Genomic DNA, 26,578 nt, shown 5'->3' with positions numbered 1-26,578 from the left:
TCACGAGACCCGCCCCATGAACCTCCTTGCCCACCCCGAACTGCTCGAACTGCTGGCCGCCAGCCATGCGCTGGGCACGCTGCGCGGCGGCGCCCGCCGCCGCTTCGAAACCCTGGCGCGCGAGCAGGCGCCCGTGCGCGCCGCCGCGCTGGTCTGGCAGGGCCGGCTGGCCGGCATGACCGAGCTGCAGCAACCCGTCGCGCCCGACCCGGCCGTCTGGACCCGCATCCGCAACCTGATCGACGCCGAGCAGGCGCAGCAGGCCCTCGCGCGGCAGCGCGACAACGCCGCGCCCATTGCGTCTGCATCGACGGGCGGCTGGCTGCGCAGCCTCGCGCTGTGGCGCGGCGCGGCCGCGGCCGGCGCGCTCGTGGCCGTGCTGGCCGTGGGCGTGGGCCTGAACCTGCGCGAGCAGCTGATCAACGCGCCCGCCGTGCAGTACGTGGCCGTGCTGTCCGACGACAAGGCCGCCGCCTCCATGCTCGTGACCTTCGACCCGAAGAAGAAGCAGCTCGTGCTGCAGCGCGTGGGCAGCTTCCGCGAAGGCGCCGACAAGTCGCTGCAGCTGTGGGCCCTGCCGCCCGGCGGCGCGCCGCGCTCGCTCGGCGTGCTGGACAATGCACCGGCGCTGCGGCTGGCCGCCTCGGAATCCGATGTGCGCGTGCCGGCGCTGGCGATCAGCCTGGAGCCCAAGGGCGGCGTGCCGAGCGCGGGCGGCCCGACCGGGCCGGTGCTGTTCCATGGGCCGCTGATCGAAAAAATGCTCTGACCTTGTCCTGAATTTCTCCGCTTCCGTTCTCTTTCCGATGCCTTCGATGAAATCCGCGCTGGCGGCCACCGCCGCCCTGCTGCTGGCAACCGCCGCCTTCACCGCCCAGGCCCAGACCGCGGCCGCCGCCTTCCCCTACGAAGCCGACGGCGCCGCGGCCGCCGACACCGCCTCCGCATACCTCGCCGCCAAGGCCCGCTGGCACAACGAGCTGGCCGCCTTCGCGCGCGCCGACCAGGAGCGCTTTCCGCAACCCGGTGGCGTGGTGTTCGTGGGCAGCTCCACGGTGCGCATGTGGACGCGCCTGTCGCAGGACTTTTCCCGCGTGCCGGGTGGCATCGTCAACCGCGGCTTCGGCGGCTCGACGCTGGCCGACTGCGCCCTGTTCGCACGGGACCTCGTGGTGCGCTACAAGCCCCGGCAGGTGGTGCTCTATGCGGGCGACAACGACCTGGCCGAAGGCCGCACGCCGCTGCAGGTGCTCGACAGCTTCGCGCGCTTTGCCAACGCGGTGCGCGCCGAGCTGCCCGATGTGCGCATCAGCTTCATCTCGGTCAAGCCCAGCCCGTCGCGCGAGCAGCTGATGCCGCAGATCCGCGAGACCAACCACGTGATCTCGGCCTACCTGAACCTGCTGCCCAACAGCGAGTACATCGACATCCACACGCCGATGCTCGGTGCAGACGGCCGCCCGCGCCCCGAGCTGTTCCGCGGCGACCGGCTGCACCTGACGGACGAGGGCTACCGGCTGTGGCAGTCGGTGGTGGCGCCGCACCTGCCGATGCCGCCTGCGGTGCCGACCTCGCCTTCCAACGCGCCCTGATCAGGGCGGCGGCAGCAGGTCCTGGTATTCGGGGAGCGTGAGCAGCTCCAGGTCGGGGAACTTGCGCACCGCCTCCTTGATGTTCTTCAGCGTCTGCGCCATGCGGGCGCGCACCGTCTTGCGCACCCAGGCCTGGTCGTCGAGCGACAGGCTGGCCAGGTAGTAGGCGCCCGGCACGCAGCCGTGCAGGAAGTTCTCGGCCCTGGCCTTGGCTTCGTTCAGCCGTTTCGCGTGGACCTGGGCGATCACCTGCGTCAGGTCCGTGCCCGGTGAGGCCTTGCGCGCCGTGTTCAATTCGCTCATCACGGGACCGTCGCTGTCGAAGGAGGCCGGGTGGCAGTGGACCCACGACAGGAACATCCGGTCGGCCGCCGATTGGCGGTCTGTCCCGTCGAAGTCGATGCTTCCGCCCAGATGTTTCGCCGCAGCGGCGTGGCCGTGCTCAGCGGCCAGCCAGCGCCATTGCAGGCTCTCGCTTCGACCGGCACCGCGCCTGAGAAAGACCGCGAGAGATTCATAGGCCGGCGTATAGCCTTCCTCCGCCGCCGAGCGGAGGTCTTCCATCGCCCGGGCACGGGTCGCGGCATCGACCTCCGAGCCGAGCAGGAGCGCCGAGCCGCGGAACACGCGGCCGAACGGGGTGCCGCTGTCGGCCAGCGTGATTTCGCAGGCCGATGGGTTGGCGGCGCCGTAGCAATCCAGCCGCCGTTGCACGTCCTGCTGCGCTGCCTGCGGCAAGGCCGCCTGCGCCGCCGCCCCCCACGCCAGCACGCAGGCCGCCAGTGCACGTTGCCAAACAATGGAATCGATCATCGCCCTCTCCCTCTTCTCAAAAATCGAGCGGCGCACCCAGCCGCCGTCTAAGCCGGCGCGGGCTCCGAAGGCACATCGTCCGCCGGCGGCGGTACGTCGGCGCCGCGCGTGAAGCGTGCCACGAAGTACATCCCCGCGAACACCGCCGCCAGCAGCAGGCCGTCGCCCCACCAGGGCCGCGCCATCTGGTTGTCGCCGTAGAAGGCCAGCACCAGCAGCACCGCCACGAGGTGCGCGCAGAACACCGGCAGCGAGGCCGAGCCCATGGCTTCGAGCCAGTGCAGGCGCGGGATCTTGCGCATGAGCCAGGGCCCGAAGCGCACCGCCAGGATGCCCAGCGCCACCAGGTTCACGATCCGCAGCGGGCCGAGCTGCCACTTGTCGAACAGCAGGTTCATTTCCACATCGCCGCCGAACGGCGCCTGGCCGTTGATGCCGGTGTGGCGCCAGTAGAAACCGTACAGCGCGATGCCCGCCGCCAGCACCAGCAGCCAGGCCGGAAAGCGCAGCGGCCGGGCGTCGGGCGCGTTGCGGCTGGCGCCCAGGCACAGGCCGGCGAACCACAGGAACTGCCAGGCGTAGGTGTTGAAGGCGCCCATCTCGTGGAACGGCACCGGCACGCCGAGGTAACGCACCGCCAGTCCGTAGACCCATTCGCTGAGCCCGAACTGCGCCATCGCCCAGACCGTGGCGCTGGCCACCATCACGAGCGTCCAGCCGTGGCGCATGGCGAAGGCCAGCACCCAGGGGCTCATGAGCATGAAGAAGATGTACATCGGCAGGATGTCCAGCAGCGGCGGCTCGTAGATCAGCAGCAGCCCGAACAAAAAGCCGTCGCGCGGCTCGGCCAGGTAGTACGACACGAGGTTCTTGACCGCCGGCTGGTCGATGTGCACGCCGAGCGCGGCGATCACGGTGAACAAAAACAGCAGGATCGCCGCCTGGCACAGGTAGACCTTGAGCACGCGCCGCCAGAAGGCCTGGCGCATCGAGTCGACGCCGCGCACGTGGCCAATGCGGCTGTAGACCAGCCCCGCCACGAAGGCCGACAGCAACACGAAGCCCTCGGCGGCCGACACGAAGCCGAAAGGCTGACCCAGTGGATCGGTCAGCCGCGTGGGCAGGTGGGTGACGGTCATCAGCACGAGCATCAGCCCGCGCAAGGCGTCTATTTCCCAGTAGCGTTTCATTCGGTCGGCGGCGAGGTCTTGGTGGCGGTCTGCGCAGCGCACGCACGACGTCAGCGATTGTAAGAAGACCGGCGTACGTCGACCGAACGCGCGCTTCAAACACGCACGGCCTATGACGCTTGGCACTCCCGAAGCGCCATGCAAATCGGCTACGCTGCGCGCTGCCTCAAGGTGGAGAACTCCGTGAACCGTTTCATTCCGACATTGCTACTGGCCGCCGGCGCGCTCGCGGCGGGCCCGGGCCATGCACTTCAGATCACCAGCCTGACCCCGCAGGGCGAAGTGGCGCGCGTGCGCCAGGTCGTCGCCAAATTCGATCAGGCGGCGGTCAACTTCGGCGACCCCAAGGCGCCCGCCCCGCTCACCGTGAGCTGCTCCGACGCGCAGGCCGGCAAGGGCACCGGCCGCTGGACCGACGCCAAGGCCTGGGTCTACGACTTCGAGAACGACCTGCCGCCCGGCGTGCGCTGCTCGGTCACCCGCGTTCCCACCTTCAAGCCGGCCGGCGGCGGCGAGCTGACCGGCCCCGAGCGCTATCAATTCAATAGCGGCGGCCCGTTCGTGCGCAACTACATGCCGGGCACCTACGCCCGCATCGACGAGCAGCAGATGTTCGTGCTCGAGCTCAACGGCGCAGCCACCATCGACAGCGTGCGCCAGAACGTCTGGTGCGCGGCCGACGGTGTCGGCGAACGCATTCCGGCCAAGCTGCTCGAGGGCGAGGCGCGCACCGAGCTGCTCAAGGCCTTCCACCGTGAGAAGGAAGCCGCGAAAGACCCGCTGCGCTTCATCACGATGCAGTGCAACCGCACGCTCACGCCGGGCGCCAAGGTGCAGGTCGTCTACGGCAAGGGCGTGGCCACGCCGTCGGGCGTCGCCAACAACGTGGAACGCCGTTTCGACTACCAGGTGCGCGAGCCCTTCGCCGTGTCCTTCACCTGCGAGCGCGAGAACGCGCAGGCCGCCTGCCTGCCGCTGCGCCCGATGCAGCTGCAGTTCAATGCGCCGGTGACGCGCAAGGTGGCGTCGCAGATCGTGCTCAAGGGCGACGGCAAGACGCTCAAGGCCACGCTCGAAAGCGGCGGCGGCTCGCAGAACGACGACGACGTGGTCAACAGCGCGAGCTTCGGCCCGCCGCTGGCCGAGAGCACGCAGTTCAGCATCGAGCTGCCTTCCGGCTTCCAGGACGCCTCGGGCCGCCCGCTGGGCACGCCCGGCAGCTTTCCGCTGAAGGTGGCGACCGGCGCGATGCCGCCGCTGGCCAAGTTCGCGGCCTCGCCCTTCGGCGTGATCGAGCGCCTGGCCGAGCCCGGCACCCCGGCGATGATGCCGGTCACCGTGCGCCGCGTGGAGCCGCAACTCATGGTGCAGGCGCTCACGCCCGGCAAGGTGAGCGACCTCAACCCCAAGACCGACGCCGAGATCATCGCGTGGTACCGCAAGGTGCGCCGCTACGACAGCTACACGGTCAGCCGCGACACCGCGCGCCGCGACGTGAAGGGCGCCCTGCCCCCGGTGATCGACAAGAACGAACGCTCGCACGTGCAGGCGCGCATGGTGTCGCTGCTCGGCGGCCAGCCGGGCGTGAAGGCCCTGGACATGCCCAAGGCCGAGAGCGGCGACCCGCGCCCCTTCGAAGTGGTCGGCATCCCGCTCACGCCGGGCTTCCACGTGCTGGAGATCGCCTCGCAGAAACTCGGCGAAGCCCTGCTCGACGAGCGCTACAACGCCGGGCGCACGATGTACGTGCGCACCACCGCGCTGGCCACCAACCTGGCGGTGCACTTCAAGCTGGGCCGCGAGAACTCGATGGCCTGGGTCACCACGCTCGACAAGGGCAAGGTGGTGGCGGGCGCCGAGGTGCGCGTGTCCAGCTGCGACGGCAAGGCCGTGGCCACCGGCACCACCGACGCCAGCGGCATCGTGATGCTCAACGGCGTGTCGCCCGATGCACCCAGCTGCAACGGCCCGAACGAGTACGAGACCAGCGCCTGGTTCGTGAGCGCGCGCGCCAAGGACGACAAGGGCGTGGAAGACCTCGCCTTCACCTGGAGCGACTGGCAGCGCGGCATCGAGCCCTGGCGCTTCAACGTGCCCACCAGCCTGGACGTGCGCCCCGATGGCATCGCCCACACCATCTTCGACCGCACGCTGCTGCGCGCCGGCGAGACGGTGTCGATGAAGAGCCTGCTGCGCACGCAGACCAGCAAGGGCTTCGGCCTGCCGGCAGACCGGCCCGACACGCTGGTCGTGACCCACATGGGCAGCGGCCAGCGCTTCACCCAGCCGCTGGCCTGGCGCAAGACCGCCACCGGCGGCCTGAGCGCAGAGAACAGCTTTGCCATTCCGCCGGCCGCCAAGCTCGGCGTGTACCAGGTCGAGCTGCGCAGCGGCGACGGCACCAATGACGAAGGCAACAACCGCACCTACTCGACCGGCATCTTCCGCGTCGAGGAGTTCCGCCTGCCGGTCCTCGAAGGCCGCATCGCGCCCACCGAGAAGAAGCCGCTGGTGGCCGCCACGAGCGTGCCCACCGACGTGCAGATCAACTACGTGGCCGGCGGCGGCGCCGCCAACCTGCCGGTGCGCGTGTCGGCCATGGTGCGCGGCAAGGGCCTGAGCTTTTCCGACTACGACGCCTTCAGCTTCAACCCGCCGCGCGCCGCCGGCGACGGCAGCGAAGCCGCCACCGCCGCCGACACGAGCGCCGGCGAGGAAGACCTCAACAGCGTGAACGACACCCGCGTGATCGCCGACAAGCTGCCGCTCACGCTGAACAAGGACGGCGCCGGCAAGGTCACGATCGACAAGGTGCCCAAGGTGAAGGCCGCGCGCGAGCTGCTGCTCGAAGCCACCTACGCCGACCCGAACGGCGAGGTGCAGACCATTCGCAGCACGCAGACGCTGTGGCCCGCGTCGGTCATCGCCGGCATCAAGACCGAGGGCTGGGTCTCGACCAGCCAGAAGCTCAAGTTCCAGGCGCTCGCGCTCGACCTCACGGGCAAGCCCCAGGCCGGCGTGACGCTCAACGTGCGCGCCGTGGCGCGCATCACCACCACCAGCCGCAAGCGCATGGTGGGCGGCTTCTACACCTACGACAACAAGACCGAAACGAAGGACATCGGCACCGTCTGCTCCGGCAAGAGCGACTCGCGCGGCCTGCTGCTGTGCGAGTCGGAGCTGAAGGAGGCCGGCGAGGTCGAGCTGGTGGCCAGCGCCACCGACAGCGACGGCCGCAGCGCCAGCGCCGTGAGCTCGGTCTACGTGACCAAGCAGGGCGAACTGTGGTTCGGCGGCGAGGACAACGACCGCATCGACGTGCTGCCCGAGAAGAAGAGCTACCAGCCCGGCGAGGTCGCCAAGTTCCAGGTGCGCAGCCCGTTCCGCTTTGCCACCGCGCTGGTGGCGGTGGAACGCGAAGGCATCATCGAGACGCACGTGGTGCAGCTGGACGGCAAGGACCCGACGGTCAGCCTGCAGGTCAAGCCCGAGTGGGGCCCGAACGCCTACGTGAGCGTGCTCGCGCTGCGCGGGCGCCTGCGCGAAGTGCCGTGGTACAGCTTCTTCACCTGGGGCTTCAAGGCGCCGCGCGAGTGGTGGACCGCCTTCTGGTACGAGGGCAAGGAATACGTCGCGCCCACCGCGATGGTCGACCTGAGCAAGCCCGCCTACCGCCTGGGCATGGCCGAGATCCGCGTCGGCACGCGCGCGCACCAGATCGACGTGACCGTCACCAGCGACAAGCCCAGCTACCCGATCCGCAGCAAGGCGCAGGTCACCATCACCGCCAAGCTGCCCGACGGCAAGCCGGCCGCCGGCGCCGAAGTGGCGCTGGCCGCGGTCGACCAGGCCCTGCTGGAGCTCATGCCCAACGACAGCTGGAACCTGCTCAACGCGATGCTGCAGCGGCGCAGCTGGGGCGTGAGCACCTCCACCGCGCAGATGGAAATCGTCGGCCGGCGCCACTACGGGCGCAAGGCCGTGCCCGCGGGCGGCGGCGGCGGCAAGGGCCAGACGCGCGAGCTGCTCGACACCCTGCTGGTGTGGAACCCGAAGATCGTGCTCGACGCCAACGGTCAGGCCGTGGTGACGGTGCCGCTGAACGACGCGCTCACCACCTTCAAGATCGTGGCCGTGGCCGATGCGGGCACCAGCCTGTTCGGCACCGGCCAGGCCAGCATCCAGGCCACGCAAGACCTGCAGATCATCAGCGGCCTGCCGCCGCTGGTGCGCGAGGACGACCAGTTCCGCGCGCAGATCACCTTGCGCAACACCACGCAGAAACCGATGAAGGTGGAAGCCACGCCGCGCGCCACGCTGCTCACGCTCGAAACGCAGACCGTCGACATTCCCGCCGGCGAATCGCGCGAGGTGGCCTGGAACGTGACCGCGCCCGCGCAGCTCGCGCAGACGCGCGCCGAAGCCATCCTGTGGGAGATCGAGGCGAAAGACACGGTCGGTGGCGCGCGCGACGCGCTCAAGGTGCGCCAGCGCATCGTGCCCGCCGTGCCGCTCACGGTGCAGCAGGCCACGCTGGTGCAGGTCGACGGGCCGTTCACGCTCGACGTGGCACCGCCCGCCGACGCCCTGCCCGGCCGCGGCGGCCTGAAGATATCGCTGCAACCCAAGCTGGCCGAAGGCCTGCCGGGCGTGCGCGACTGGTTCGCCAACTACCCCTTCAGCTGCCTCGAACAGAAGACCAGCAAGGCGGTCGGCCTGCGCGACGCGAAGATGTGGCAGGGCGTGCTGGCCACGCTGCCCACCTACCTGGACAGCGACGGCCTGGCCAGCTACTTCCCGCCGCGCGACGGCGAAGCCAACCGCGGCAGCGACATCCTCACGTCGTACCTGCTCGCGGCCACGCACGAAGCGGCCCAGCTCAACCCGGCCTTCGCGCTCGCCGACGACGCGCGCGCACCGATGGAGTCGGGCCTGATCGCGTTCGTCGAAGGCCGCGTCACGCGCGAGTTCTGGAGCCCGCGCAAGGACCTGGACGTGCGCAAGCTCGCCGCGCTCGAAGCCTTGTCGCGCTACGGCAAGGCCAAGGGCAGCATGCTCGGCAGCATCACCATCGCGCCGAACCAGTGGCCCACCAGCGCGGTGATCGACTGGGTCAACATCTTGAAGCGCGTGAACGACGTGCCGCAGCGCCAGCAGCGCCTGGACGAGGCCAACAACGTGCTGAAGGCGCGCCTGTCGTACCAGGGCACCAAGCTCATCTTCAGCACCGAGCAGGACGACTACTGGTGGTGGCTCATGACCAACGGCGACGTCAACACCGCGCGCCTGCTGCTCACGGTGATGGACGACCCGGCCTGGAAGGACGACATCGGCAAGCTCGCCAACGGCTTCATCGGCCGCCAGCAGAACGGCGCCTGGCACACCACCACCGCCAACCTGTGGGGCGGGCTGGCGCTGGAGAAGTTCAGCAAGGTGTTCGAGAGCACGCCGGTGGCCGGCGTCACCGCCGCCACGCTGGGCGCGGTGAAGGCGCAGGTCGACTGGAGCAAGGTGGAGCGCGTGAAGGCCAGCGACGCAACCGGCGCCCCGAACCAGACCACGATGTTCGGCGCCCCCGCCTCGCCGGGCAACCTGCGCAACAACACGATGTTCCTGCCCTGGTCCGCATCGCCCACGGGTGCGCCCGTGCGCGACACGCTGCTGGTCACGCAGCAGGGCACCGGCAAGCCGTGGCTCACGCTGCAGTCGCTGGCCGCCGTGCAGCTGAAGGCACCGTTTGCGGCGGGCTACGCGCTGAAGAAGACCGTCACGCCGGTCGAGCAGGCCGTGGCCGGCAAGTACACGCGCGGCGACGTGCTGCGCGTGAGCATCGAGGTCAACGCCAGCACCGACATGACCTGGGTCGTGATCACCGACCCGGTCCCGGGCGGCGCCACCATCCTGGGCAGCGGCCTGGGCCGCGACTCGCAGATCGCCACGCAGGGCGAGAAGAAGAGCGGTTCCGGCTGGCCGGCGTTCGAGGAGCGCAGCTTCGAGGCCTTCCGCAGCTACTACGAGTACCTGCCCAAGGGCGTCGTGAAGATGGAATACACCGTGCGCCTGAACAACGTCGGCGACTTCGCGCTGCCGCCCAGCCGCGTGGAAGCGATGTACGCGCCCGAGATGTTCGGCGAGACGCCGAATGCGCGGGTGAAGGTGGAGGCGGCGAAGTAGCAGGGGCCACGGTGAAGGCGGGCCGTCATCCCGCCTTCACCGCTTCTCGTCACCATCGCGGCGAACCCACTACCTGGAGAACCCCATGGGCCTGGCCATTTGCGTCGGCATCCTCGCCGACCTGATCGAGAACGATCCCGAGAGCGCCGAACACTTCGAGGCAGATTTCGCCGCCGCGAACCGCAAGCTCGCCGAAGCCGGCCTGCCGCCGCACGTCGAGCCTCGCACGCTGCCGCCGCTCGAATCCCGCGCGCCGCTGGACGGCCTGCCCTATTCGTTCATCCACTACCTGCGCCGCGCCTACGCACACCGCGTGACGACGCCCGGCTGGATCGCCACGCCCTTGCCGGAAGACACCGATCCCACGGAAGACGAGACGCTCGAAGACGTGGCCAACATGTTCGAAAGCCACCTGCTGTGCCACTCCGACGCGGAAGGTTTCTACCTGCCGGTCGACTTCGACGAAGTGATCTTTGCCGAGGAAGACGAGACCGACCTGCCCGGCGGCATGCTCGGCTCGTCGTACCGCCTGCTCGAGGAACTGGTGCTGGTGGCGCCCGCCCTCGGCATCACGCTTTCGGACGGCGAGCTGTCCGACGAGGAAGCCGCGCGGATCGCCGACAGCATGGGCGAGGACGAAGGCCTCTACCGCGAGACCGAATCGTGGCTGCTGCTGTACGAATCGGCGCGGCTGAGCATCGCGCACAAGACGGCGATCGTTTTCACCTGAGGGCGATGCGGCTGATCGATCGGCTGTAAGGTCCGCAGACCATGTTCGAGACCACCATCCACTGGGTCCGCGACATACAGCCGCATCGGCTGGGCCTGATGGCACGCCCGCGCGGCGGCGACCAGCTGCGCGAGGAGGTGGCGGCCTGGCAGCGTGCCTCGCTGGACATGGTGGTCTCCCTGCTCGAGGCGCAGGAAATCAGGGCACTTGAACTCCGGGAAGAGCCTGCGCTGTGCGCCGAACATGGCATCGCGTTCCGGCATTTCCCGATTCCGGACCGAGGCCTGCCGGCCTCGCAGCGGGACGCGGCGGCCTTCATTGCCGAACTGGGCGCCGAACTCGCGAGCGGAAAGGCCATCGCCATCCACTGCCGCGCAGGCATCGGCCGCACGGGCCTCATCGCGGGCAGCCTGCTGCACGGGCTCGGCGTTCCGCGCCAGAACATCTTTCACCTGCTGAGCCGCTCGCGGGGCGTCGACATGCCCGACACACCGGAACAGGCGGAATGGGTCGCGCAGTACATCCTCGGCACCCACCGCCCACCGCCCCCATGAAGAAGTCGATCCGCATCGGTCGCGCGCCAGTCGATCCACAGGCGCCGTCGGGAAGCGAACACGACGGATCGCTCTCGTGCCCCAAGCCCTGGGACGCACTCGAAGCCACCGCCACGCCCGGCGTCCGGTATTGCAGCGACTGCGGCCAGAACGTGTTCCAGGTGAACACCACCGAAGAGGTGCGCGAGGCCGGCCTGCTGGCGCGCTGCATCGCGGTCGCGGACGACAGCGCAACGCAAACGCCTCCCATGACCCGTCAACTCGCCACCGTCACCCTCCTCGTCCACGACTACGACGAAGCCATCCGCTTCTTCACCGAGGCGCTGCGCTTCGAGTTGGTCGAAGACACGCCGCGCGGTACGGGCAAGCGATGGGTGGTGGTTGCGCCAGCACGCAACACCGGCAATGCCGGCACCGCGCTGCTGCTGGCCAAGGCCGTGACCGACGAGCAGAGTGCCAGCGTCGGCAAGCAGGCCGGCGGGCGTGTCTTCCTGTTCCTGCACACCACGGACTTCGCGTCCGACCACGAACACATGACATCCCGCGGCGTGCGCTTTCTCGAAGCGCCACGCCACGAGCCGCACGGTACGGTTGCCGTCTTCCTCGATCTTTGCGGCAACAAGTGGGACCTGCTTCAGCCCACCGACACCCCCACCGCTTCAGGCCGCCTTGCTCCGTGACGCACGCGTTGCGGGCTTGCGCTTGCCGCTCGCGGGGCTCGTGCCAAGCCCGACGAGCAGGCTGCCGATCAGCCCTTCGACAAAGCCCGCATCGAGCGGCGCGTGCCCCATCAGCGGCCTGAAGAACAACGGCCCGTAGATCTGGTCGAGCTCGATCTCGAGGTCGGCATCCGGCCGGATCTCGCCCGCCTCGGCCGCTTGCTGCAACAGCACCCGCCCTTCGTCGCGGCGCGACAGGATGAAGTGGTTGCGAAGGGCCTTCGACAGCTCGGTGTCGGGGTCCGCGGCCGCAATGATCGTCGTGATGTGGCGCCCCATGTGCGACGACAGCGTGCGCACCACCGTGCTGAGCGGGTTCACTGTCTCAAGCCGACAGACATGCCTGTCCGAAGCGCCCCAACATCAGCTCTTGCGTACTCCGTACGCAACCGTCCTAGCGATGCCGAGCGCAGTTCCGATGAAGGAAGCCTGATCTGCTGCTCCACAGACACGCGCACCGCTCAACAGCCGCGGCAGCATTGTCAGCTGGACTACCGCAATGAATGGCTCTTGAGGTCTCGACAAGAGCAACAGTGATTCACGCCCCCGCCCCACTCACGATCCGATTCGCCGGAAGCTCAAAGTGCTCGTTGCCGCCGTCGGCACGTGGGTAGACTGAGCAACGTCAGAAATGCGTGCTCGACGCACTTTTCCTGGCATGAAGTACCAACGTCCAGCAATCAAGCGAAGGAACCTGTGAAACTTGCCGCCTCCCTCACCATCGTGGCCCTTTTGTCTGGCTGTACCACCGTGTCCACCGGGGAGTTCACCACGAGCGTAAACACCGTCGCGACTCCGTCAAAGTTTCGGACCATCGTGGATGGTCGCTATCGAAAGTCAGAGCAGGCAGCAATGGTGGATTGCGTCAACGATGCGATGGCCTCCCCCTCGGAGAACATCCTGCTGCCACACGTTCGGCAGACGAAACGCGCCGACGGCTACCGCGTGGACCTTGTCGTCGCCGCTTCGCAGTTTCTGGTCGCCTATATCCGCGACGACGGTCGCTTCCAACTCGACACATCGGACTACAGTGGCGTCGTGAAGTTCAATCGCGAAGAGACGAGTATCAAGGCCTGCTTGAGCAAGCACCGCGAGGGATAGTGGTCGATATCCGCGACGAATTCCAATGCGAGAGACGGGTGCGAGCATCTACGTGAGCACATCCACACGTTTTGAAATTGCACTTGACCATGCATTGAACGGACGCGGCTTTTTCTACAAGATCAAGTCTCGAGGCGGAGTTGACGTGGTGTCCTGGGGGAAGACGGTCCCGACATTCGAGCTGGAATCAGAAGTCCTGTTCTCCCGGAACATTCCACCCGAGAGCATCGTGCGGTACTGTGTCGCTACGCACGCCGCAACGCCCGATGACTTCGTCGACCTCTGACGACCGGCTGTAGAAACCAGCGGAATACGCTCAAGCCCTCATGTTCCTCCTTCTGCCACTGCTCCTCATGGTCGTGCTCGTGGCCATCATCTTCTTCGGCGGCTATCTGCTACGTGCTGTTCTGCCTGCAGAACATGCGCTGCAGGCTCGGCTCACGGACGAGGCCATGTCACGCTACATTGATTTCGTCACGAAGAACGCCAAGGGCATCCTGGCATGTCTCCTGGTTCTGTATTTCACGGTGGTTACGTTTCTCTACGCGTAGCTCACGCTGCAGCGAAAGACGCCTCATGACCCGCCTCCTCGAAATCCGCACCTACCGCCTCAAGCCCGGCACCCTCGACGACTTCCACCGCGCGATGCATGAACGCGCGGTGCCCATGCTGCGCAGCAAGGGCATGGACGTGGTGAGCTATGGCCGGTCGGACCACGAGGAAGAGAGCTACCACCTCGTGCGCGCCTACGCGAGCCGCGAGGCGCTGGAGGCCGAGCAGGCGGCGTTCTACGGTTCCACCGAATGGCGCGAGGGCCCGCGCAGCGCGCTGGTCGACCGCATCGAGACCTACCTGAACACGCTGCTGTGGCTCTCGCCGGAGGGCGTCGACAGCCTGCGCGCGCTCAACGAACCAGCGCGTTGAACATCGGTCGACGACGCACGGTGCGCGGGCCTACACTGCGCCTCCCGTCATCCCCCCAACTCACTGGAGAAACGCATGAACACCCAGGAAATCGCCGCCAAGCTCGTGGCGCTGTGCAAAGCAGGGACATTCGATGAAGCCCAGGCGCTCTACGCGCCCGAGGCCGTCAGCGTCGAGGCCAGCGCGCCGCCCGGGATGTCGCGCGAGTCGGTGGGTCTGTCGGCCATCCGCGCCAAGGGTGAATGGTGGGTGGCCAACCACGAGGTGCATTCGTTCCAGGTGGCCGGCCCCTGGCCGCACGACGACCGCTTCATCGTGGGCTTTCGCTTCGACGTGACCATGAAGCCCACGGGCCAGCGCTTCACGATGGAAGAGATGGCGCTGTACACCGTCAAGGACGGCAAGATCGTGCGCGAAGAGTTCTTCTACGAGGGCGACTGAGCCCGGGCCGACGCGCGGCCGGATCGCCCGCCTGCTTCACCATTGTTGACGATTGAATCGTTCTCTCCATGGCAACGCCAATGGGCACCTCCCGCCTTCTGAACTAACGTCGAAACCGACGCCTGCACGGGCTGTCCGGCAGGCGCACCGGCGTTCATTCACAGAGGGAGGAAATCATGGTCACAGGACTCCACGTCACGCAACAACGCTCGTTCACCAACCCGGCGGACTACGAGGCTTTCTCGCTGATCCGCGTGCACAACCAGCGGCTCGCGCCCTTGGGCGGGCGCAACGCCTGGGTGGTGCTGAAGACGAACGCCGGCAAGCGCTGCTGCCGCATGATCCGGGGCATCGGCCGCGACCCGGGCTTCCCCGAAGACGGCATCGAGATCGACTACGAGACCCGGCTCGCGCTGCAGATTCCCAAGAGCAGCATCAACATGCAGGGCTTTCACGGTTGCGCGATGGAAATCCGCCGGGCCACCGCGCTCGAGGTGCTGCGCGCGCACTGGGATCACCCCGATCCCGCCTACCGCATCCCGCTGCAGCTCAGCCTCGTGAGCTTCGTGCTGGGTGTCATCGGGTTGGGGCTGGGTGTCCTGAGCCTGAAGTAGCCTTTGCCCGGCGGGTGCTGCGCAAGAAAACGCGATTTCGCTAGACTGGCCGCGCGGCCCCTGCGCCGCGCCCGACCGGAGCATTCGCCATGTGCCGCAGCATCAAGACCCTCTACAACTTCGAGCCCCCTGCCACCGAGCAGGAGATCCGCGCTGCCGCCCTGCAGTTCGTGCGCAAGCTCAGCGGCTTCAGCGTGCCCTCGCGCGCCAACGAGCAGGCCTTCGAGCGCGCCGTGGACGAGGTGGCCGCCACGGCCGCGCGGCTGATCGACTCGCTGGTCACCACGGCCGAGCCGCGCGACCGGGCCATCGAGGCCGAGCGCGCCAAGGCGCGGTCCGCGCTGCGTTTCGGCGCACCTGCTTCGGCCTCGGACGCATGAAAAAGACTTCGTTCCCGCGCTGAACGGCGCACCGCCCTTCCCTCTCTTCCTCCCTCTTTCAGGAACACCCATGCCCATCGAACTCTGGCTCGCCTTCGTCGCCGCGTCCGCGCTGCTGCTGATCATTCCGGGGCCGACCATCCTCACGGTGATCAGCTATTCGATGTCGCACGGCCGCCGCGCCAACGTGCCGCTGGTGGCCGCCGTGGCGCTGGGCGATTCGACCGCGCTGGTGGTGTCGCTGCTGGGGCTGGGCGCGCTGCTGGCCGCGTCGGCCTTCTGGTTCACGGTGGTGAAGTGGGTCGGCGGCCTGTACCTGCTGTACCTGGGCATCAAGCTGCTGCGCGCCGGCATCTCGTCCACCGAGACCGCCGCGCCGGCCGCACCGGCCTCGCGCTGGCGCCTGTTCGCCAACACCTACCTGGTGACGGCCCTGAACCCCAAGGGCATCGTGTTCTTCGTGGCCTTCCTGCCGCAGTTCATCCGCCCGGGCGCCGACGTGTCGCACCAGCTGTGGGTGCTGGCCCTGACCTTCGTGGCGCTGGCCACGCTCAACGCCACGCTCTATGCGGTGTTCGCGAGTTCGGCCGGCCGGCTGCTCGCCTCGCCGCGCGCGCAGCGGCGCTTCCACCTGGCGGGCGGCTCGCTGCTGAGCGCGGCCGGCCTGTGGGCGCTGATGGCGCGCCGCGCTGCCTGAGCACATCCACACACGCACAAGAAAGAAAGAAAAAAGACCGCGGGGCTGCGTGCCTCGCGGTCTTTTTCTTTGGGGGCCCTCGGCCCCGGTGTCAGTAGCGGTAGGGGTTGTTCGGCCGGCGGTCGTAGCGATTGGGCACGCCGTCGTTGTCGCGGTCACGGTCGTAGCGGTTGGGCACGCCGTCGCGGTCGCGGTCGTAGCCGTGGCCGCGCGGGGGCGGGCCCCGGTCGTAGGGGGCGACCACGCAACCAGCCAGGATGGCCGAGGCGGCCAGCAGAAGCGCGAGTGTTTTCGTCATGCGGAGTTCTCCTTGGGTGGGCTGTACGGTCGGGCGCGCCTCCTGCGAGCCCGTACCGTATTGAAGCCCCGCTGCGTGCGCATCGGGTGTCCAGATGCAGGCGCTTGTGTGAAGTTCGTTACCGGATGTGGAACCTTTGCCTGCGCTTGAGCACGCCGTAGCGACGTGGCACGATCCCGCCGATGACCGCCACGCAGCCCCAGCCCTCTCTGCCCGACCTCGCACGGCTGCGCCGCGTGCGCGACCGCATCGACCGCGAACACGCGCAGCCGCTGGACGTGGAAGCGCTCGCGCGCGACGCGAACATGTCGGCCGGGCACCTCAGCCGCCAGTTCCGCCTGGCCTATGGCGAGTCGCCCTACGCCTACCTGATGACGCGGCGCATCGAGCGCGCGATGGCGCTGCTGCGCCGCGGCGACCTGAGCGTGACCGAGGTCTGCTTCGAGGTCGGCTGCGCCTCGCTGGGCACCTTCACCACGCGCTTCACCGAGCTGGTGGGCGTGTCGCCCGGCGTCTACCGGCGCGAGGCGGCGCAGGCGACGGCGGGCATGCCGGCGTGCGTGGCCAAACAAGTGACGCGCCCGATCAGGAATCGAGAAGCGCGAAACCCCGAGTCGCACCTAGCATGACGGCCCGTACACACTTCGGACCATCGTCACCATGAACCTCAGCATCCACTCGAGCTTTCTCCCGCACACCGACGCGCAGGCCTCGCTGGCCTTCTACCGCGACACCCTGGGCTTCGAGGTGCGCAACGACGTCGCCTACGGCGGCATGCACTGGATCACGGTCGGCCCGGCCGGCCAGCCCGCCACCTCCATCGTGCTGTACCCGCCGGCCGCCACGCCCGGGCTCACCGACGACGAACGCCGCACCGTCGCCGAGATGATGGCCAAGGGCACCTTCGCCTCGCTGCTGCTGGCCACGCCCGACCTGGAAGGCACCTTCGAGCGCCTGCAGGCCCGCAACACCGAGATCGTGCAGGAGCCCACCGACCAGCCCTACGGCGTGCGCGACTGCGCGGTGCGCGACCCGGCGGGCAACCTGATCCGCATCCAGCAGACACGCTGAGCCGGCCTCCGGCGCCGCAGCCCCCTGACCTCCTGCACGGGCACCGCCGCCGTGGCGGCCCCGTGTCCCTTCCAGAGAAAGACCCGATGAGCAGCAAGGCCCCGAAGAAGGAAACAAAGAGCACGAAGGACGCGAACGGCAGGCACGCCGCCGATCACCACGACCTCATCCGCGTGCAGGGTGCGCGCGTGAACAACCTGAAGGACATCAGTGTCGAGCTGCCCAAGCGCCGGCTCACGGTGTTCACGGGCGTCTCGGGCTCGGGCAAGAGTTCGCTGGTGTTCGGCACCATCGCGGCCGAATCGCAGCGGCTCATCAACGAAACCTACAGTGCCTTCGTGCAGGGCTTCATGCCGACGCTGGCGCGGCCCGAGGTCGACGTGCTCGACGGCCTGACCACCGCGATCATCGTGGACCAGGAGCGCATGGGCGGCGACCCGCGCTCCACCGTCGGCACCGCGACCGATGCCAACGCGATGCTGCGCATTCTCTTCAGCCGCCTGGGCAAGCCGCACATCGGCTCGCCCAGCGCCTTCGCGTTCAACGTGCCCTCGGTGAAAGCCACCGGCGCCATCACGGTGGAGCGCGGCGCCGCCAAGACGGTGAAGCAGACCTTCAGCCGCACCGGCGGCATGTGCCCGCGCTGCGAAGGCCGGGGCGCGGTCACCGACTTCGACCTCACCGCGTTCTACGACGACAGCAAGTCGCTCAACGAAGGCGCGCTCACCATCCCGGGCTTCAGCATGGAAGGCTGGTACGGGCGCATCTTCAACGGCTGCGGCTTCTTCGACCCCGACAAGCCGATCCGCAAGTTCACCAAGAAGGAGCTCGACGCCCTGCTCCACAAGGAGCCGACCAAGATCAAGATCGACGGCATCAACCTCACCTACCAGGGCCTCATTCCGCAGGTGCAGAAGTCGTTCCTGGCCAAGGACGTCGAGGCGATGCAGCCGCACATCCGCGCCTTCGTGGAGCGGGCCGTGACCTTCACCACCTGCCCCGAATGCGAAGGCACGCGGCTGAGCGAGGCGGCGCGTTCGTCGCGCATCAAGAAGCTCAACATCGCCGAGGCCTGCGCGATGCAGATCAGCGACCTCGCCGCGTGGGTCGGCGGCCTGAACGAGCCCTCGGTGGCGCCGCTGCTGGCCAAGCTGGCGCACACGCTCGATTCCTTCGTCGAGATCGGCCTCGGGTACCTCAGCCTCGACCGCCCCTCCGGCACGCTCTCGGGCGGCGAGGCGCAGCGCGTGAAGATGATCCGCCACCTGGGCTCCTCGCTCACCGACGTGACCTACGTGTTCGACGAGCCCACCATCGGTCTGCACCCGCACGACATCCAGCGCATGAACGAGCTGCTGCTGCGCCTGCGCGACAAGGGCAACACGGTGCTGGTGGTGGAACACAAGCCCGAGGCGATCGCCATCGCCGACCATGTCGTCGACCTCGGCCCCGGCGCGGGCTCGGCGGGCGGCACGGTCTGCTTCGAAGGCAGCGTGGCAGCGCTGCGCACCAGCGGCACGCTCACGGGCCGGCACCTGGACGACCGGGCCGCGCTCAAGAAGAAGCTGCGCCAGCCCACCGGCGCGCTGCCGATCCGCGGCGCCAAGGCGCACAACCTGCGCAACGTCGATGTCGACATTCCGCTGGGCGTGCTGGTGGTCGTGACCGGCGTGGCGGGCTCGGGCAAGAGCTCGCTGGTGCACGGATCGATTCCCGCCGGCGCGGGCGTGGTGGCGGTCGACCAGGGCGCCATCCGCGGCTCGCGGCGCAGCAACCCGGCCACCTACACCGGCCTGCTCGACCCGATCCGCAATGCCTTCGCCAAGGCCAACGGCGTGAAGCCGGCGCTGTTCAGCGCCAACTCCGAGGGCGCCTGCCCCACCTGCAACGGCGCGGGCGTGATCTACACCGACCTGGCGATGATGGCCGGCGTGGCCACCATTTGCGAAGAGTGCGAGGGCAAGCGCTTCCACGCCTCGGTGCTCGAGCACCGCTTCGGCGGGCGCGACATCAGCGAGGTGCTCGCGATGCCGGTGACCGAGGCCGCGGCCTTCTTCGGCGAAGGCCCGGCGCGCACGCCGGCCGCGCACGCCATCCTGCAACGGCTGGCCGACGTGGGCCTGGGCTACCTGAGCCTGGGCCAGCCGCTCACCACGCTGTCGGGCGGCGAGCGCCAGCGGCTCAAGCTGGCCACGCACATGGCCGAAAAGGGCGGCGTGTACGTGCTCGACGAGCCGACCACCGGCCTGCACCTGGCCGACGTGGCGCAGCTGCTGGCCCTGCTCGACCGGTTGGTGGATGCGGGCAAGTCGGTCATCGTCATCGAGCATCACCAGGCGGTGATGGCGCACGCCGACTGGATCATCGACCTGGGCCCCGGCGCCGGCCACGACGGCGGGCGCGTGGTCTTCGAGGGCACGCCGGCCGAGCTGGTCGCCAAGCGCGCCACGCTCACAGGACAGCATCTCGCTGCGTACGTGGGCACCTGACGCGTCCCGGAAGGCATGGCGGAGAATGGGCCGTCTCCGCTTTGCCTGCCGCCCCGCGGCCCCGTCTGCTGCGATGCCTCTTGCGTTCTCGTTTTCTTCCACCGCCCGGCACACCCTGGCCGTGGTCCTGCTGACGGCAGCCGCCGCACCCTCGGCCTGGGCGCTGGCCAGCTTCGAGGAGGTGAAGCGCGACTTCCGTTCCTCCGAGACCGCCGTGCTCGACCGCCAGGGCGAGCTGCTGCAGCGCGTACGCACCGACCCCACGGTGCGGCGCGGCCAGTGGACCGCGCTGGCGGACGTGTCGCCCGCGCTGCGCGCGGCCATGGTGCTGAGCGAGGACAAGCGCTTCTACGAACACAGCGGCGTCGACTGGCGCGCCGCCTCGGCCGCCGCCTGGGGCAACCTGTGGAACACGCGCACGCGCGGCGCCTCGACCATCACCATGCAGCTGGCGGGCCTGCTCGACGACGACCTGCGCCGCGCAGCGGGCGGGCGCAGCTTCACGCAGAAGATCGGCCAGACGGTGGCGGCCACCCAGCTGGAGCGCCGCTGGCGCAAGGACCAGATCCTCGAGGCCTACCTGAACACGGTGCCCTTCCGCGGCGAGATCGTCGGCATCGACGCGCTCTCGCGCACGCTCTTCAGCAAGGCCCCGAGCGGGCTCGACGCGCGCGAAGCCGCCGTGGCCGCCGCGCTGGTGCGCGCGCCCAACGCCCGCCCCGCCCTGGTGGCGCAGCGCGCCTGCGAGGTGCTGCGCGTGATGGAGCCCGGCGCCAAGACCGACTGCGAGGCGCTCGACATGTTCACCAGCGCGGTGGTGCAGCGGCGTGCGTTCGAGCCCAACGAAGGCATCGCGCCGCATGCCGCGCGGCGGGTGCTGCGCGAGTTGCGTGATGCGGGGAACGACAAGGCCACCGCCCCCACCAGCGTGCGCACCACGCTGCGCGCGCCGCTGCAGCGCTACGCGCTCGACAGCCTGCAGCGCCACCTGCGCGAACTGCGCGACCGCCACGTGGAAGACGGCGCGCTCGTGGTGCTCGACAACGCGAGCGGCGAGGTGCTGGCCTGGGTCGGTTCCTCGGGCCCGCTGAGCCAGGCCGCCGAGGTCGACGGCGTGACCGCGCTGCGCCAGCCCGGCTCCACGCTCAAGCCGCTGCTGTACGCGCAGGCCCTGGCCGAGAAGCGCATCACGGCGGCCTCGCTCATCGAGGACTCGTCGGCGCAGATCAGCACCGCGAGCGGCCTCTACATTCCGCAGAACTACGACCGCCGCTTCAAGGGCCCGGTGTCGGCGCGCACCGCGCTGGCCGCCTCGCTCAACGTGCCAGCCGTGCGCACGCTGGTGATGGTGTCGCCCGAAGCCTTCGCGCGCGAGCTGCGCGCCGCCGGCCTGCCGCTGCGCGAAAGCGGCGACTACTACGGCTACAGCCTGGCGCTGGGCAGCGCCGAGGTGTCGCTGCTGTCGCTGGCCAATGCCTACCGCATGGTGGCCAACGGCGGGCGCTTCGGCGCGACGACGCTCACGGCGCGCCCTGCCCCGGCCACCAAGGTGAAGCCTGCAGAAGCAGCGCCGCTGCTCGATCCGCGCGCCGCCTTCATCGTCGGCGACATCCTCTCCGACCCGAACGCGCGCACGCGCACCTTCGGCCTGGACAGCATCCTGTCCACCCGCTTCTGGACCGCCGTGAAGACCGGCACCAGCAAGGACATGCGCGACAACTGGGCCGTGGGCTGGTCGCAGCGCTACACGGTCGGCGTGTGGGTCGGCAACGCCAGCGGCGCCTCGATGTGGGACGTGAGCGGCACCAGCGGCGCCGCGCCCGTGTGGGCCGAGGTGATGCGCTTCCTGCACGCACGCGAACCTAGCCGCGCGCCCGCGCCGCCCGCCGGGCTGGTCGAGGCGCGCGTGAGCTTCGGTCCGGGCGCCGACGGCAGCCCGCTCGAAGCGGCACGCAGCGAATGGTTTTTGCAGGGCACCGAGCAACCGCTGTTCGCGCTCGACACCGGCATGGCGAGCGACGCCGCCTCGGCGCGCATCACGGCGCCGTCCGACGGCACGATCCTCGCGCTCGACCCCGACATTCCGCCGCAGCGCCAGCGCGTGCGCTTCGAAGCCGAAGGACGCGGCGTGCAGTGGCGCATCGATGGCAAGTTCCACGCGCGCGGCAACAGCGCGCAGTGGCTGCCGTGGCCGGGCCGGCACCTGATCGAGCTGGTCGACGCCAGCGGCAAGGTGGTCGACCAGCGCCGGGTGGAGGTGCGCGGCGCGGGCGTGGTGGCGGCGAAGGGCGCACGCCGATGAACGCGCCGATGCGCGCGCCGTTGTCGCTGCCCCGCTGGCTGTCGCTGTGCCTGGGCCTGCTGCTGGTGCTGTGCCTGGCCGGCCCGCGCGCCGCGCAGGCCAAGCCCGTGCCGGTGCCGCCGATGAGTTCGCGCGTGGTCGACCTCGCGCAGGCGCTGCCGGCCGGCGAGGCCGAGGCGCTGCGCGCGCAGATCGCCGACATCCAGGGCCGCACCCAGGCCCAGCTCGCAGTGCTCATCGTGCCGACCACGGGCGAGGACACCATCGAGGGCTACGCCACGCGCGTGTTCGCGAAGTGGCGGCTGGGCCGCAGCGATGCCGACGACGGCATCCTGCTGCTCGTGGCGCAGAAAGACCGCCGCATGCGCATCGAGGTCGGCACCGGGCTCGAAGGCACGGTGACCGACATCCAGGCGGCCCGCATCATCGACCGCGAGATGGCGCCGCGCTTTCGCGAGGGCGACTTCGCCGGCGGCGTGCAGGCGGCCGTGGGCGCGCTCGCGCGGCTGCTCGACGGCGAGGTGGGCGTCATCGCGCCCGAGTCGCAGCAGATCGTCGTGGACCACGCCGCCGCACCCGCACCCGACGACGAGAAGGTCACCAGCCTGACGCGCGGCGGCCACGTCACGCCCGAGGGCTGGGGCCTGCTGGGCGTGGTGCTGTGGGGCCTGGGCCTGGGCATCTACCACGGCCGCGGCATCGAGCGCGACCCGCCGCGCGGCAGCTCGGCCTCGCGGCGCGCCGAAGAGAAAAAACGCAAGGGTCGGCGCAACGCCGGCGCGGGCCCCGAACCCTGGGCCGACGCCCTGGCGGCAATGAAGCCCGAACCGGCGCGTGCGCGCCCTGCCCCACGCGACCTTCGCCTGGTGCTCGGCCTGCTCGGGGCCGGCCCGCTGGCAGCCGGCGCGGCGCTGCTGAATCCGGCCATCGCGCTGGTGCTGGCGATGCCGGCGATCTTCGGCTACGGCCTGGGCTTTCTCTGCGGCATGTCGCGCACGGCCGCCATCTTCATGGGCGGCTTCGTGCTCGTGATCGCGTCGCTGGTCGCCATCGCGTGGACGGTCGGCGCCGACCGCTTCTGGTGGGGCTTTTTGTGGGCGCTGTGCATCGGCGGCGTGACGCTGTTCGCGGTGATCATCGTGCGCTGCATGGTCAACACCTTTCAGCGCAGCGTGATCAGCTTCGTCGTCCGGCTGGTCATCGTGGCTGGCATCTGCGGCTACGTGTTCCACATCACCTCGCCCGGCCCGGTACCGGACACCTCGTGGATTCCCATTGCGCTGGCGGCGTTCTTCTCGATGCTGATCGGCTTCCTGCCGCCCGGCGTCTGGGAATCGGGCAGCAGCGACGACGATGGGGACAGCGGCTGGAGCAGCAGCAGTTCGTCGTCCTCCTCATCCTCTTCCTCGTCGTCTTCGTCCTCCTCGGACAGCGGCGGTTCGAGCAGCGGCGGCGGCGCCTCGGGCAGCTGGTAAAGCGGGCGGCCGGACACCCGCCGCGCCGCCTTCATGCCCCTCCCGCCGACCGCGTCTTTTTGACAATGGTTAAATTCATCCAATCATTGAATGAATAAGTCGCCCTGATCCCATGCTCGTCCAACCGCCCCGCACCTCCCTGGCCGACGCCGCCGCGAACAGCATCCGCACCGAAATCGCGGCGGGCCGCTGGCCCATCGGCTCGCGCATTCCGATCGAGCCCCAGCTGGCGCAGCTGCTGGGCGTGAGCCGCGGCACGGTGCGCGAGGCGGTGAAGACGCTGGTGTCGCGCGGCCTGCTCGAGGTGCGGCAGGGTTCGGGCACCTACGTGCGCTCGGGCTTCGACCCCTCGGCCAGCCTGCAGAAGCTGCGCCTGGCCAGCCTGCGCGACCAGTTCGAGGTGCGCCGCGCGCTCGAGGTCGAGGCCGCCCGGCTCGCCGCCGTGCGCCACACCGCGAAAGACCTGCGCCGGCTGAACGCCCTGCTCGACAAGCGCGGCCAGCCCGACCTGGCCGACGGCGGCGCGGCCTTCATCGAGCGCGACCTGGCCTTTCACCTGGCCATCGTCGATGTGTCGGGCAACCTGGCGCTGGTCGAGACCTGCCGTTTCATCACCGGCTACATCAAGGAAACCATCGCCAGCACGCTGAGCGCCAGCCTGCCCGAGCCCGACGAGGCGGCGCACCGCGCCATCGTCGAAGGCATTGCCAGCCGCGACCCCGAGCGCGCCGCCGCCGCCGTGCGCGAGCTGATGGCGCCGACGCTCAACGCGCTCGCATTGGGCACGGCATGAGCGCGATGACCTTGCCCACGGGTGCTGCCACCGTCGCGCGCACCCAGGCGGCGCCATCGGGCGCCGAAGAACTGCTGATCGACGCCGAAGTCGACAGCCTGCCCGCGCCGCGCCCCACGCCGACGCCCAGCCGGGGCCGCCGGCTGCTGCTGGGCCTGACGGTGGTGCTCATCGCCTTCAACCTGCGCCCGGTGTTCGCCAGCCTGTCGGTGGTGCTGCCGGAAATCATCCGCGCCACCGGCCTGTCGGCCACCGCCGCCAGCCTGCTGACCACGCTGCCCATCGTCTGCCTGGGCGTGTTCGCGCCGATGGCGCCCTGGCTCGGGCGCCGCTTCGGCACCGAGCGCACGCTGCTGGGCTGCATGGTGCTGATCGGCGTGGGCACGGTGCTGCGCGGCACCGGCAACATCCCGCTGCTGTTTCTGGCCTCGGCCATCGCGGGCAGCGGCATCGCGGTGTCGAACGTGCTGCTCTCGGGCCTGGTGAAGCGCGACTTCGCCAAGCAGGCCGCGCTGATGATGGGCCTGTACACCATGGCCGTGTGCGGCGGCGCCGCCAGCGCCGCGGGCCTGACGGTGCCGCTGGAGCACGCGCTGGGCGGCGGCTGGACGCTGGCGCTCGCCATGTGGGCCGTGCCGGCCGCGCTGGTCACGTTCATCTGGGCGCCGCAGGCGCTGCCGCTCAAGCCGGTGGCGAGCGAATCGGGCTTCACCGTGCGCGGCCTGTGGCGCGACCGGCTGGCCTGGCAGGTGACCTTCTTCATGGGGCTGCAGTCGGCCCTGGCGTACATCGTGATGGGCTGGCTGGCGCCGATCCTGCGCGAGCGCGGGCTCAGCGGCGAAATGGCCGGCTACGTGGTGTCGCTGTCGGTCATGACGCAGGTCGTGACCTGCCTGGTGGTGCCGGCGCTGGCCGTGAAGCTGCGCAACCAGCGCGCGCTGGCGGTGGTGCTGTCGGCGATGACGGTGGCGGCCATGCTGGCCATGCTGTTCGCGCCGCTGGACGCCCCCGGCGGCATGTGGACCTGGGCCGTGGTGCTGGGCATTTCGCAGGGCGGCACCTTCGCGCTGGCGCTCACGATGATCGTGCTGCGCTCGCCCGATTCGCACATTGCCGCTCACCTGTCGGGCATGGCGCAGGGCGTGGGCTACATGGTGGCGGCCTTCGGCCCGCTGCTGGCCGGGCTGCTGCACGGCTGGACCGGCAACTTCCGCGCCTCGGCGTGGCTGTTCGTCGGCCTGGGCGTGGTGCTGGTCATGGCGGGGCTGGGCGCAGGGCGCACGCTGCACGTGGGCGCGGTGACGGTGCCGCGGCACTGAGCCGCAGTCTGCTGCCTGCTTACTGCAGCCCGCCGTCGCAGGCGGTCGGTTTCTGCGCGCTGTCGTCCGTGAAGTCGACGCTGGTGCGCTTGTTGCCGGCCGGCCCCGTGTGCGCCGGCCACTCGCTCTGCAGCCAGGTGTAGCGCCACACATAGGGACCGCCGGCCTTCGCCGGCGCGTCGTAGGCGATGCGCAAGCTGCCGCGGCTTTCGTCGTGGCAGTGCTTCGAGGTCTTGTATTCCTTCTCGCTGAAGCAGGCGCGGATCGACCGCGAGCACCAGTACGGGATGCCCTCGCGCGCGGCCTTGGCGCGCTGCCCGGGCGGCGTGTCCAGCGGCACGAAGTCGGCCGTCACATAGGACGCGCCGCCGCCCGAATAGCTTTCCGATTCGTGCTGGGTCACGGCCACGGCCCAACGGCCCTCGGCCAGCGGGTAGAGCACCGGCGCGAGGGCCAGGTGCAGCTCGGGGTCGGTGCTGGGGCGGTCGCGCTGCTGCGAGGCCACGTAGGTCGAGAAATCGTGCAGCTGCGCGAGTTGCCAGCCACCGGCGCCGGCGTCGCGCTTCAGGCGGGCCATGGCCAGGGGCTTTTCCGAGGTGAGCAGGTAGTCGTCGGGTGCGCCGCCGTCGCGCGGGCGATGCAGCTTCAGCGCCTGCGCATCGCAGGGCTGCGGCAGCAAGGCGCACAGGTGGGCGCGCCACATGGCGTCGACGGCCTCGGGCGCCTTGACGGCCACGAAGACCTGCGCGGCAGGCGCGGCGAGCACGGGGCCGGCCGGCAGCGACGCGAGAAGACCGACGATCCCGGCAAGAGGCAGCTTTTTCATGGGGCGCAATGGTAGCCATCGCGGGAAGCCCTGGCAGAGGGGTCATCGGGGTTTCTCCGGCCGCGCCCCGGCCCGA

At 69.5% G+C, this 26,578-nt stretch carries 26 protein-coding genes; 21 read left to right on the top strand and 5 right to left on the bottom strand.

The annotated features are described in order from the left end of the window. The first annotated feature begins 16 nt into the window (after nt 1–16). Nucleotides 17–769: an anti-sigma factor gene (locus AC3WQR_RS24425; RefSeq protein ID WP_492744226.1), complete on the top strand. Its 753-nt coding sequence runs from the start codon at nt 17–19 to the stop codon at nt 767–769. A gap of 46 nt (nt 770–815) precedes the next feature. After that, nucleotides 816–1,592, top strand: a complete 777-nt coding sequence (locus AC3WQR_RS24420; RefSeq protein ID WP_492744224.1) for an SGNH/GDSL hydrolase family protein — start codon at nt 816–818, stop codon at nt 1,590–1,592. On the opposite strand, the gene AC3WQR_RS24415 is transcribed toward AC3WQR_RS24420, so the two are convergent. Further along, nucleotides 1,593–2,405, bottom strand: coding sequence for a hypothetical protein (locus AC3WQR_RS24415; RefSeq protein ID WP_492744221.1), 813 nt, complete (start codon nt 2,403–2,405; stop codon nt 1,593–1,595). Between the two features lie 47 nt (nt 2,406–2,452). Continuing rightward, nucleotides 2,453–3,595 carry an OpgC domain-containing protein gene (opgC, locus tag AC3WQR_RS24410; protein ID WP_492697241.1) on the bottom strand — a complete coding sequence of 381 codons (1,143 nt, stop codon included), beginning with the start codon at nt 3,593–3,595 and terminating at the stop codon, nt 2,453–2,455. Between the two features lie 183 nt (nt 3,596–3,778). Here opgC and AC3WQR_RS24405 point away from each other — a divergent pair, with 183 nt between their 5' ends. The 4 genes from AC3WQR_RS24405 to AC3WQR_RS24390 all read left to right on the top strand — a co-directional run bounded on the left by AC3WQR_RS24405 (nt 3,779) and on the right by AC3WQR_RS24390 (nt 11,733). After that, a complete protein-coding gene (locus tag AC3WQR_RS24405) occupies nt 3,779–9,769 on the top strand; it encodes an alpha-2-macroglobulin family protein (protein WP_492744240.1) in 5,991 nt (1,996 codons plus the stop codon). Between the two features lie 85 nt (nt 9,770–9,854). Further along, nucleotides 9,855–10,499, top strand: a complete 645-nt coding sequence (locus AC3WQR_RS24400; protein ID WP_492744219.1) for a putative DNA-mimic protein — start codon at nt 9,855–9,857, stop codon at nt 10,497–10,499. A 41-nt stretch (nt 10,500–10,540) separates the two neighbouring features. After that, nucleotides 10,541–11,053, top strand: coding sequence for a phosphatase domain-containing putative toxin (locus AC3WQR_RS24395; RefSeq protein WP_369629841.1), 513 nt, complete (start codon nt 10,541–10,543; stop codon nt 11,051–11,053). After that, nucleotides 11,050–11,733 (top strand): VOC family protein, encoded by a 684-nt coding sequence (locus AC3WQR_RS24390; RefSeq protein WP_492744215.1) that lies wholly within the window; start codon nt 11,050–11,052, stop codon nt 11,731–11,733. The genes AC3WQR_RS24395 and AC3WQR_RS24390 overlap by 4 nt, the downstream gene beginning before the upstream one ends. Here the strand turns inward: AC3WQR_RS24390 and AC3WQR_RS24385 are convergent. Then, nucleotides 11,713–12,093: a TetR-like C-terminal domain-containing protein gene (locus AC3WQR_RS24385; protein WP_492744213.1), complete on the bottom strand. Its 381-nt coding sequence runs from the start codon at nt 12,091–12,093 to the stop codon at nt 11,713–11,715. The two genes, AC3WQR_RS24390 and AC3WQR_RS24385, sit on opposite strands and share 21 nt — an antisense overlap. Nucleotides 12,094–12,468: 375 nt before the next feature. Between AC3WQR_RS24385 and AC3WQR_RS24380 the strand changes: the two genes are divergently transcribed. The 8 genes from AC3WQR_RS24380 to AC3WQR_RS24345 all read left to right on the top strand — a co-directional run bounded on the left by AC3WQR_RS24380 (nt 12,469) and on the right by AC3WQR_RS24345 (nt 15,929). Then, nucleotides 12,469–12,873, top strand: coding sequence for a hypothetical protein (locus AC3WQR_RS24380; protein WP_492744211.1), 405 nt, complete (start codon nt 12,469–12,471; stop codon nt 12,871–12,873). 25 nt (nt 12,874–12,898) lie between these two features. Continuing rightward, complete coding sequence (locus AC3WQR_RS24375) at nt 12,899–13,159, top strand: scabin-related ADP-ribosyltransferase (RefSeq protein WP_492744209.1); 261 nt, start codon at nt 12,899–12,901, stop codon at nt 13,157–13,159. 40 nt (nt 13,160–13,199) lie between these two features. Next, entirely contained in the window at nt 13,200–13,424 is a 225-nt protein-coding gene (locus AC3WQR_RS24370) for a hypothetical protein (protein ID WP_492740603.1), read from the top strand. Between the two features lie 25 nt (nt 13,425–13,449). Further along, the gene (locus tag AC3WQR_RS24365) at nt 13,450–13,797 is read left to right on the top strand and encodes an NIPSNAP family protein (RefSeq protein ID WP_159273158.1); all 348 of its coding nucleotides are present in this window, start codon (nt 13,450–13,452) and stop codon (nt 13,795–13,797) included. Between the two features lie 75 nt (nt 13,798–13,872). Next, nucleotides 13,873–14,238, top strand: coding sequence for a nuclear transport factor 2 family protein (locus tag AC3WQR_RS24360; protein ID WP_095746497.1), 366 nt, complete (start codon nt 13,873–13,875; stop codon nt 14,236–14,238). A 176-nt stretch (nt 14,239–14,414) separates the two neighbouring features. Next, nucleotides 14,415–14,852, top strand: a complete 438-nt coding sequence (locus AC3WQR_RS24355) for a hypothetical protein (RefSeq protein ID WP_307694858.1) — start codon at nt 14,415–14,417, stop codon at nt 14,850–14,852. Between the two features lie 89 nt (nt 14,853–14,941). Next, nucleotides 14,942–15,232: a DUF2277 domain-containing protein gene (locus AC3WQR_RS24350; protein WP_492744206.1), complete on the top strand. Its 291-nt coding sequence runs from the start codon at nt 14,942–14,944 to the stop codon at nt 15,230–15,232. Between the two features lie 70 nt (nt 15,233–15,302). After that, a complete protein-coding gene (locus AC3WQR_RS24345; RefSeq protein ID WP_492744204.1) occupies nt 15,303–15,929 on the top strand; it encodes a LysE family translocator in 627 nt (208 codons plus the stop codon). 91 nt (nt 15,930–16,020) lie between these two features. On the opposite strand, the gene AC3WQR_RS24340 is transcribed toward AC3WQR_RS24345, so the two are convergent. Then, a complete protein-coding gene (locus AC3WQR_RS24340; RefSeq protein WP_062474353.1) occupies nt 16,021–16,227 on the bottom strand; it encodes a hypothetical protein in 207 nt (68 codons plus the stop codon). 182 nt (nt 16,228–16,409) lie between these two features. Here AC3WQR_RS24340 and AC3WQR_RS24335 point away from each other — a divergent pair, with 182 nt between their 5' ends. From AC3WQR_RS24335 to AC3WQR_RS24305, 7 genes are all read left to right on the top strand, one after another. Further along, nucleotides 16,410–16,856, top strand: a complete 447-nt coding sequence (locus tag AC3WQR_RS24335; RefSeq protein ID WP_095746499.1) for a helix-turn-helix transcriptional regulator — start codon at nt 16,410–16,412, stop codon at nt 16,854–16,856. A gap of 31 nt (nt 16,857–16,887) precedes the next feature. Continuing rightward, nucleotides 16,888–17,298 carry a VOC family protein gene (locus AC3WQR_RS24330; protein WP_492744202.1) on the top strand — a complete coding sequence of 137 codons (411 nt, stop codon included), beginning with the start codon at nt 16,888–16,890 and terminating at the stop codon, nt 17,296–17,298. Nucleotides 17,299–17,384: 86 nt separating this feature from the next. Continuing rightward, nucleotides 17,385–19,787, top strand: a complete 2,403-nt coding sequence (locus AC3WQR_RS24325; protein ID WP_492744200.1) for an ATP-binding cassette domain-containing protein — start codon at nt 17,385–17,387, stop codon at nt 19,785–19,787. Nucleotides 19,788–19,860: 73 nt separating this feature from the next. Beyond that, on the top strand, nt 19,861–22,089 hold the full coding sequence (gene pbpC / locus AC3WQR_RS24320; RefSeq protein ID WP_492744198.1) for a penicillin-binding protein 1C: 2,229 nt from the start codon (nt 19,861–19,863) through the stop codon (nt 22,087–22,089). Continuing rightward, entirely contained in the window at nt 22,086–23,564 is a 1,479-nt protein-coding gene (locus tag AC3WQR_RS24315; protein ID WP_492744196.1) for a TPM domain-containing protein, read from the top strand. The genes pbpC and AC3WQR_RS24315 overlap by 4 nt, the downstream gene beginning before the upstream one ends. A gap of 112 nt (nt 23,565–23,676) precedes the next feature. After that, on the top strand, nt 23,677–24,357 hold the full coding sequence (locus AC3WQR_RS24310) for a FadR/GntR family transcriptional regulator (protein WP_095949614.1): 681 nt from the start codon (nt 23,677–23,679) through the stop codon (nt 24,355–24,357). Between the two features lie 5 nt (nt 24,358–24,362). After that, entirely contained in the window at nt 24,363–25,676 is a 1,314-nt protein-coding gene (locus tag AC3WQR_RS24305) for a CynX/NimT family MFS transporter (protein WP_492744194.1), read from the top strand. A 19-nt stretch (nt 25,677–25,695) separates the two neighbouring features. Here AC3WQR_RS24305 and AC3WQR_RS24300 read toward each other — a convergent pair whose 3' ends face one another. Next, nucleotides 25,696–26,502: a hypothetical protein gene (locus AC3WQR_RS24300; RefSeq protein ID WP_492744192.1), complete on the bottom strand. Its 807-nt coding sequence runs from the start codon at nt 26,500–26,502 to the stop codon at nt 25,696–25,698. Nucleotides 26,503–26,578: the final 76 nt, after the last annotated feature.

The sequence above is a fragment of the Variovorax sp. FW305-3-2-15-B-LB1 genome, from assembly GCF_058787635.1.
The sequence above is the reverse complement of the archived record's forward strand: the minus strand, read 5'-3'. Positions and strand labels throughout refer to the sequence as shown.

What these genes read in the sequence shown, in the direction of transcription:
- AC3WQR_RS24425 (WP_492744226.1), top strand. Translation starts at nt 17, where the DNA reads ATGAACCTCCTTGCCCACCCCGAACTGCTCGAACTGCTGGCCGCCAGC.
- AC3WQR_RS24420 (WP_492744224.1), top strand. Translation starts at nt 816, where the DNA reads ATGAAATCCGCGCTGGCGGCCACCGCCGCCCTGCTGCTGGCAACCGCC.
- AC3WQR_RS24415 (WP_492744221.1), bottom strand. Translation starts at nt 2,405, where the DNA reads ATGATCGATTCCATTGTTTGGCAACGTGCACTGGCGGCCTGCGTGCTG.
- opgC (WP_492697241.1), bottom strand. Translation starts at nt 3,595, where the DNA reads ATGAAACGCTACTGGGAAATAGACGCCTTGCGCGGGCTGATGCTCGTG.
- AC3WQR_RS24400 (WP_492744219.1), top strand. Translation starts at nt 9,855, where the DNA reads ATGGGCCTGGCCATTTGCGTCGGCATCCTCGCCGACCTGATCGAGAAC.
- AC3WQR_RS24395 (WP_369629841.1), top strand. Translation starts at nt 10,541, where the DNA reads ATGTTCGAGACCACCATCCACTGGGTCCGCGACATACAGCCGCATCGG.
- AC3WQR_RS24390 (WP_492744215.1), top strand. Translation starts at nt 11,050, where the DNA reads ATGAAGAAGTCGATCCGCATCGGTCGCGCGCCAGTCGATCCACAGGCG.
- AC3WQR_RS24375 (WP_492744209.1), top strand. Translation starts at nt 12,899, where the DNA reads ATGCGAGAGACGGGTGCGAGCATCTACGTGAGCACATCCACACGTTTT.
- AC3WQR_RS24370 (WP_492740603.1), top strand. Translation starts at nt 13,200, where the DNA reads ATGTTCCTCCTTCTGCCACTGCTCCTCATGGTCGTGCTCGTGGCCATC.
- AC3WQR_RS24365 (WP_159273158.1), top strand. Translation starts at nt 13,450, where the DNA reads ATGACCCGCCTCCTCGAAATCCGCACCTACCGCCTCAAGCCCGGCACC.
- AC3WQR_RS24360 (WP_095746497.1), top strand. Translation starts at nt 13,873, where the DNA reads ATGAACACCCAGGAAATCGCCGCCAAGCTCGTGGCGCTGTGCAAAGCA.
- AC3WQR_RS24355 (WP_307694858.1), top strand. Translation starts at nt 14,415, where the DNA reads ATGGTCACAGGACTCCACGTCACGCAACAACGCTCGTTCACCAACCCG.
- AC3WQR_RS24350 (WP_492744206.1), top strand. Translation starts at nt 14,942, where the DNA reads ATGTGCCGCAGCATCAAGACCCTCTACAACTTCGAGCCCCCTGCCACC.
- AC3WQR_RS24345 (WP_492744204.1), top strand. Translation starts at nt 15,303, where the DNA reads ATGCCCATCGAACTCTGGCTCGCCTTCGTCGCCGCGTCCGCGCTGCTG.
- AC3WQR_RS24340 (WP_062474353.1), bottom strand. Translation starts at nt 16,227, where the DNA reads ATGACGAAAACACTCGCGCTTCTGCTGGCCGCCTCGGCCATCCTGGCT.
- AC3WQR_RS24335 (WP_095746499.1), top strand. Translation starts at nt 16,410, where the DNA reads ATGACCGCCACGCAGCCCCAGCCCTCTCTGCCCGACCTCGCACGGCTG.
- AC3WQR_RS24330 (WP_492744202.1), top strand. Translation starts at nt 16,888, where the DNA reads ATGAACCTCAGCATCCACTCGAGCTTTCTCCCGCACACCGACGCGCAG.
- AC3WQR_RS24325 (WP_492744200.1), top strand. Translation starts at nt 17,385, where the DNA reads ATGAGCAGCAAGGCCCCGAAGAAGGAAACAAAGAGCACGAAGGACGCG.
- pbpC (WP_492744198.1), top strand. Translation starts at nt 19,861, where the DNA reads ATGCCTCTTGCGTTCTCGTTTTCTTCCACCGCCCGGCACACCCTGGCC.
- AC3WQR_RS24315 (WP_492744196.1), top strand. Translation starts at nt 22,086, where the DNA reads ATGAACGCGCCGATGCGCGCGCCGTTGTCGCTGCCCCGCTGGCTGTCG.
- AC3WQR_RS24310 (WP_095949614.1), top strand. Translation starts at nt 23,677, where the DNA reads ATGCTCGTCCAACCGCCCCGCACCTCCCTGGCCGACGCCGCCGCGAAC.
- AC3WQR_RS24305 (WP_492744194.1), top strand. Translation starts at nt 24,363, where the DNA reads ATGACCTTGCCCACGGGTGCTGCCACCGTCGCGCGCACCCAGGCGGCG.
- AC3WQR_RS24300 (WP_492744192.1), bottom strand. Translation starts at nt 26,502, where the DNA reads ATGAAAAAGCTGCCTCTTGCCGGGATCGTCGGTCTTCTCGCGTCGCTG.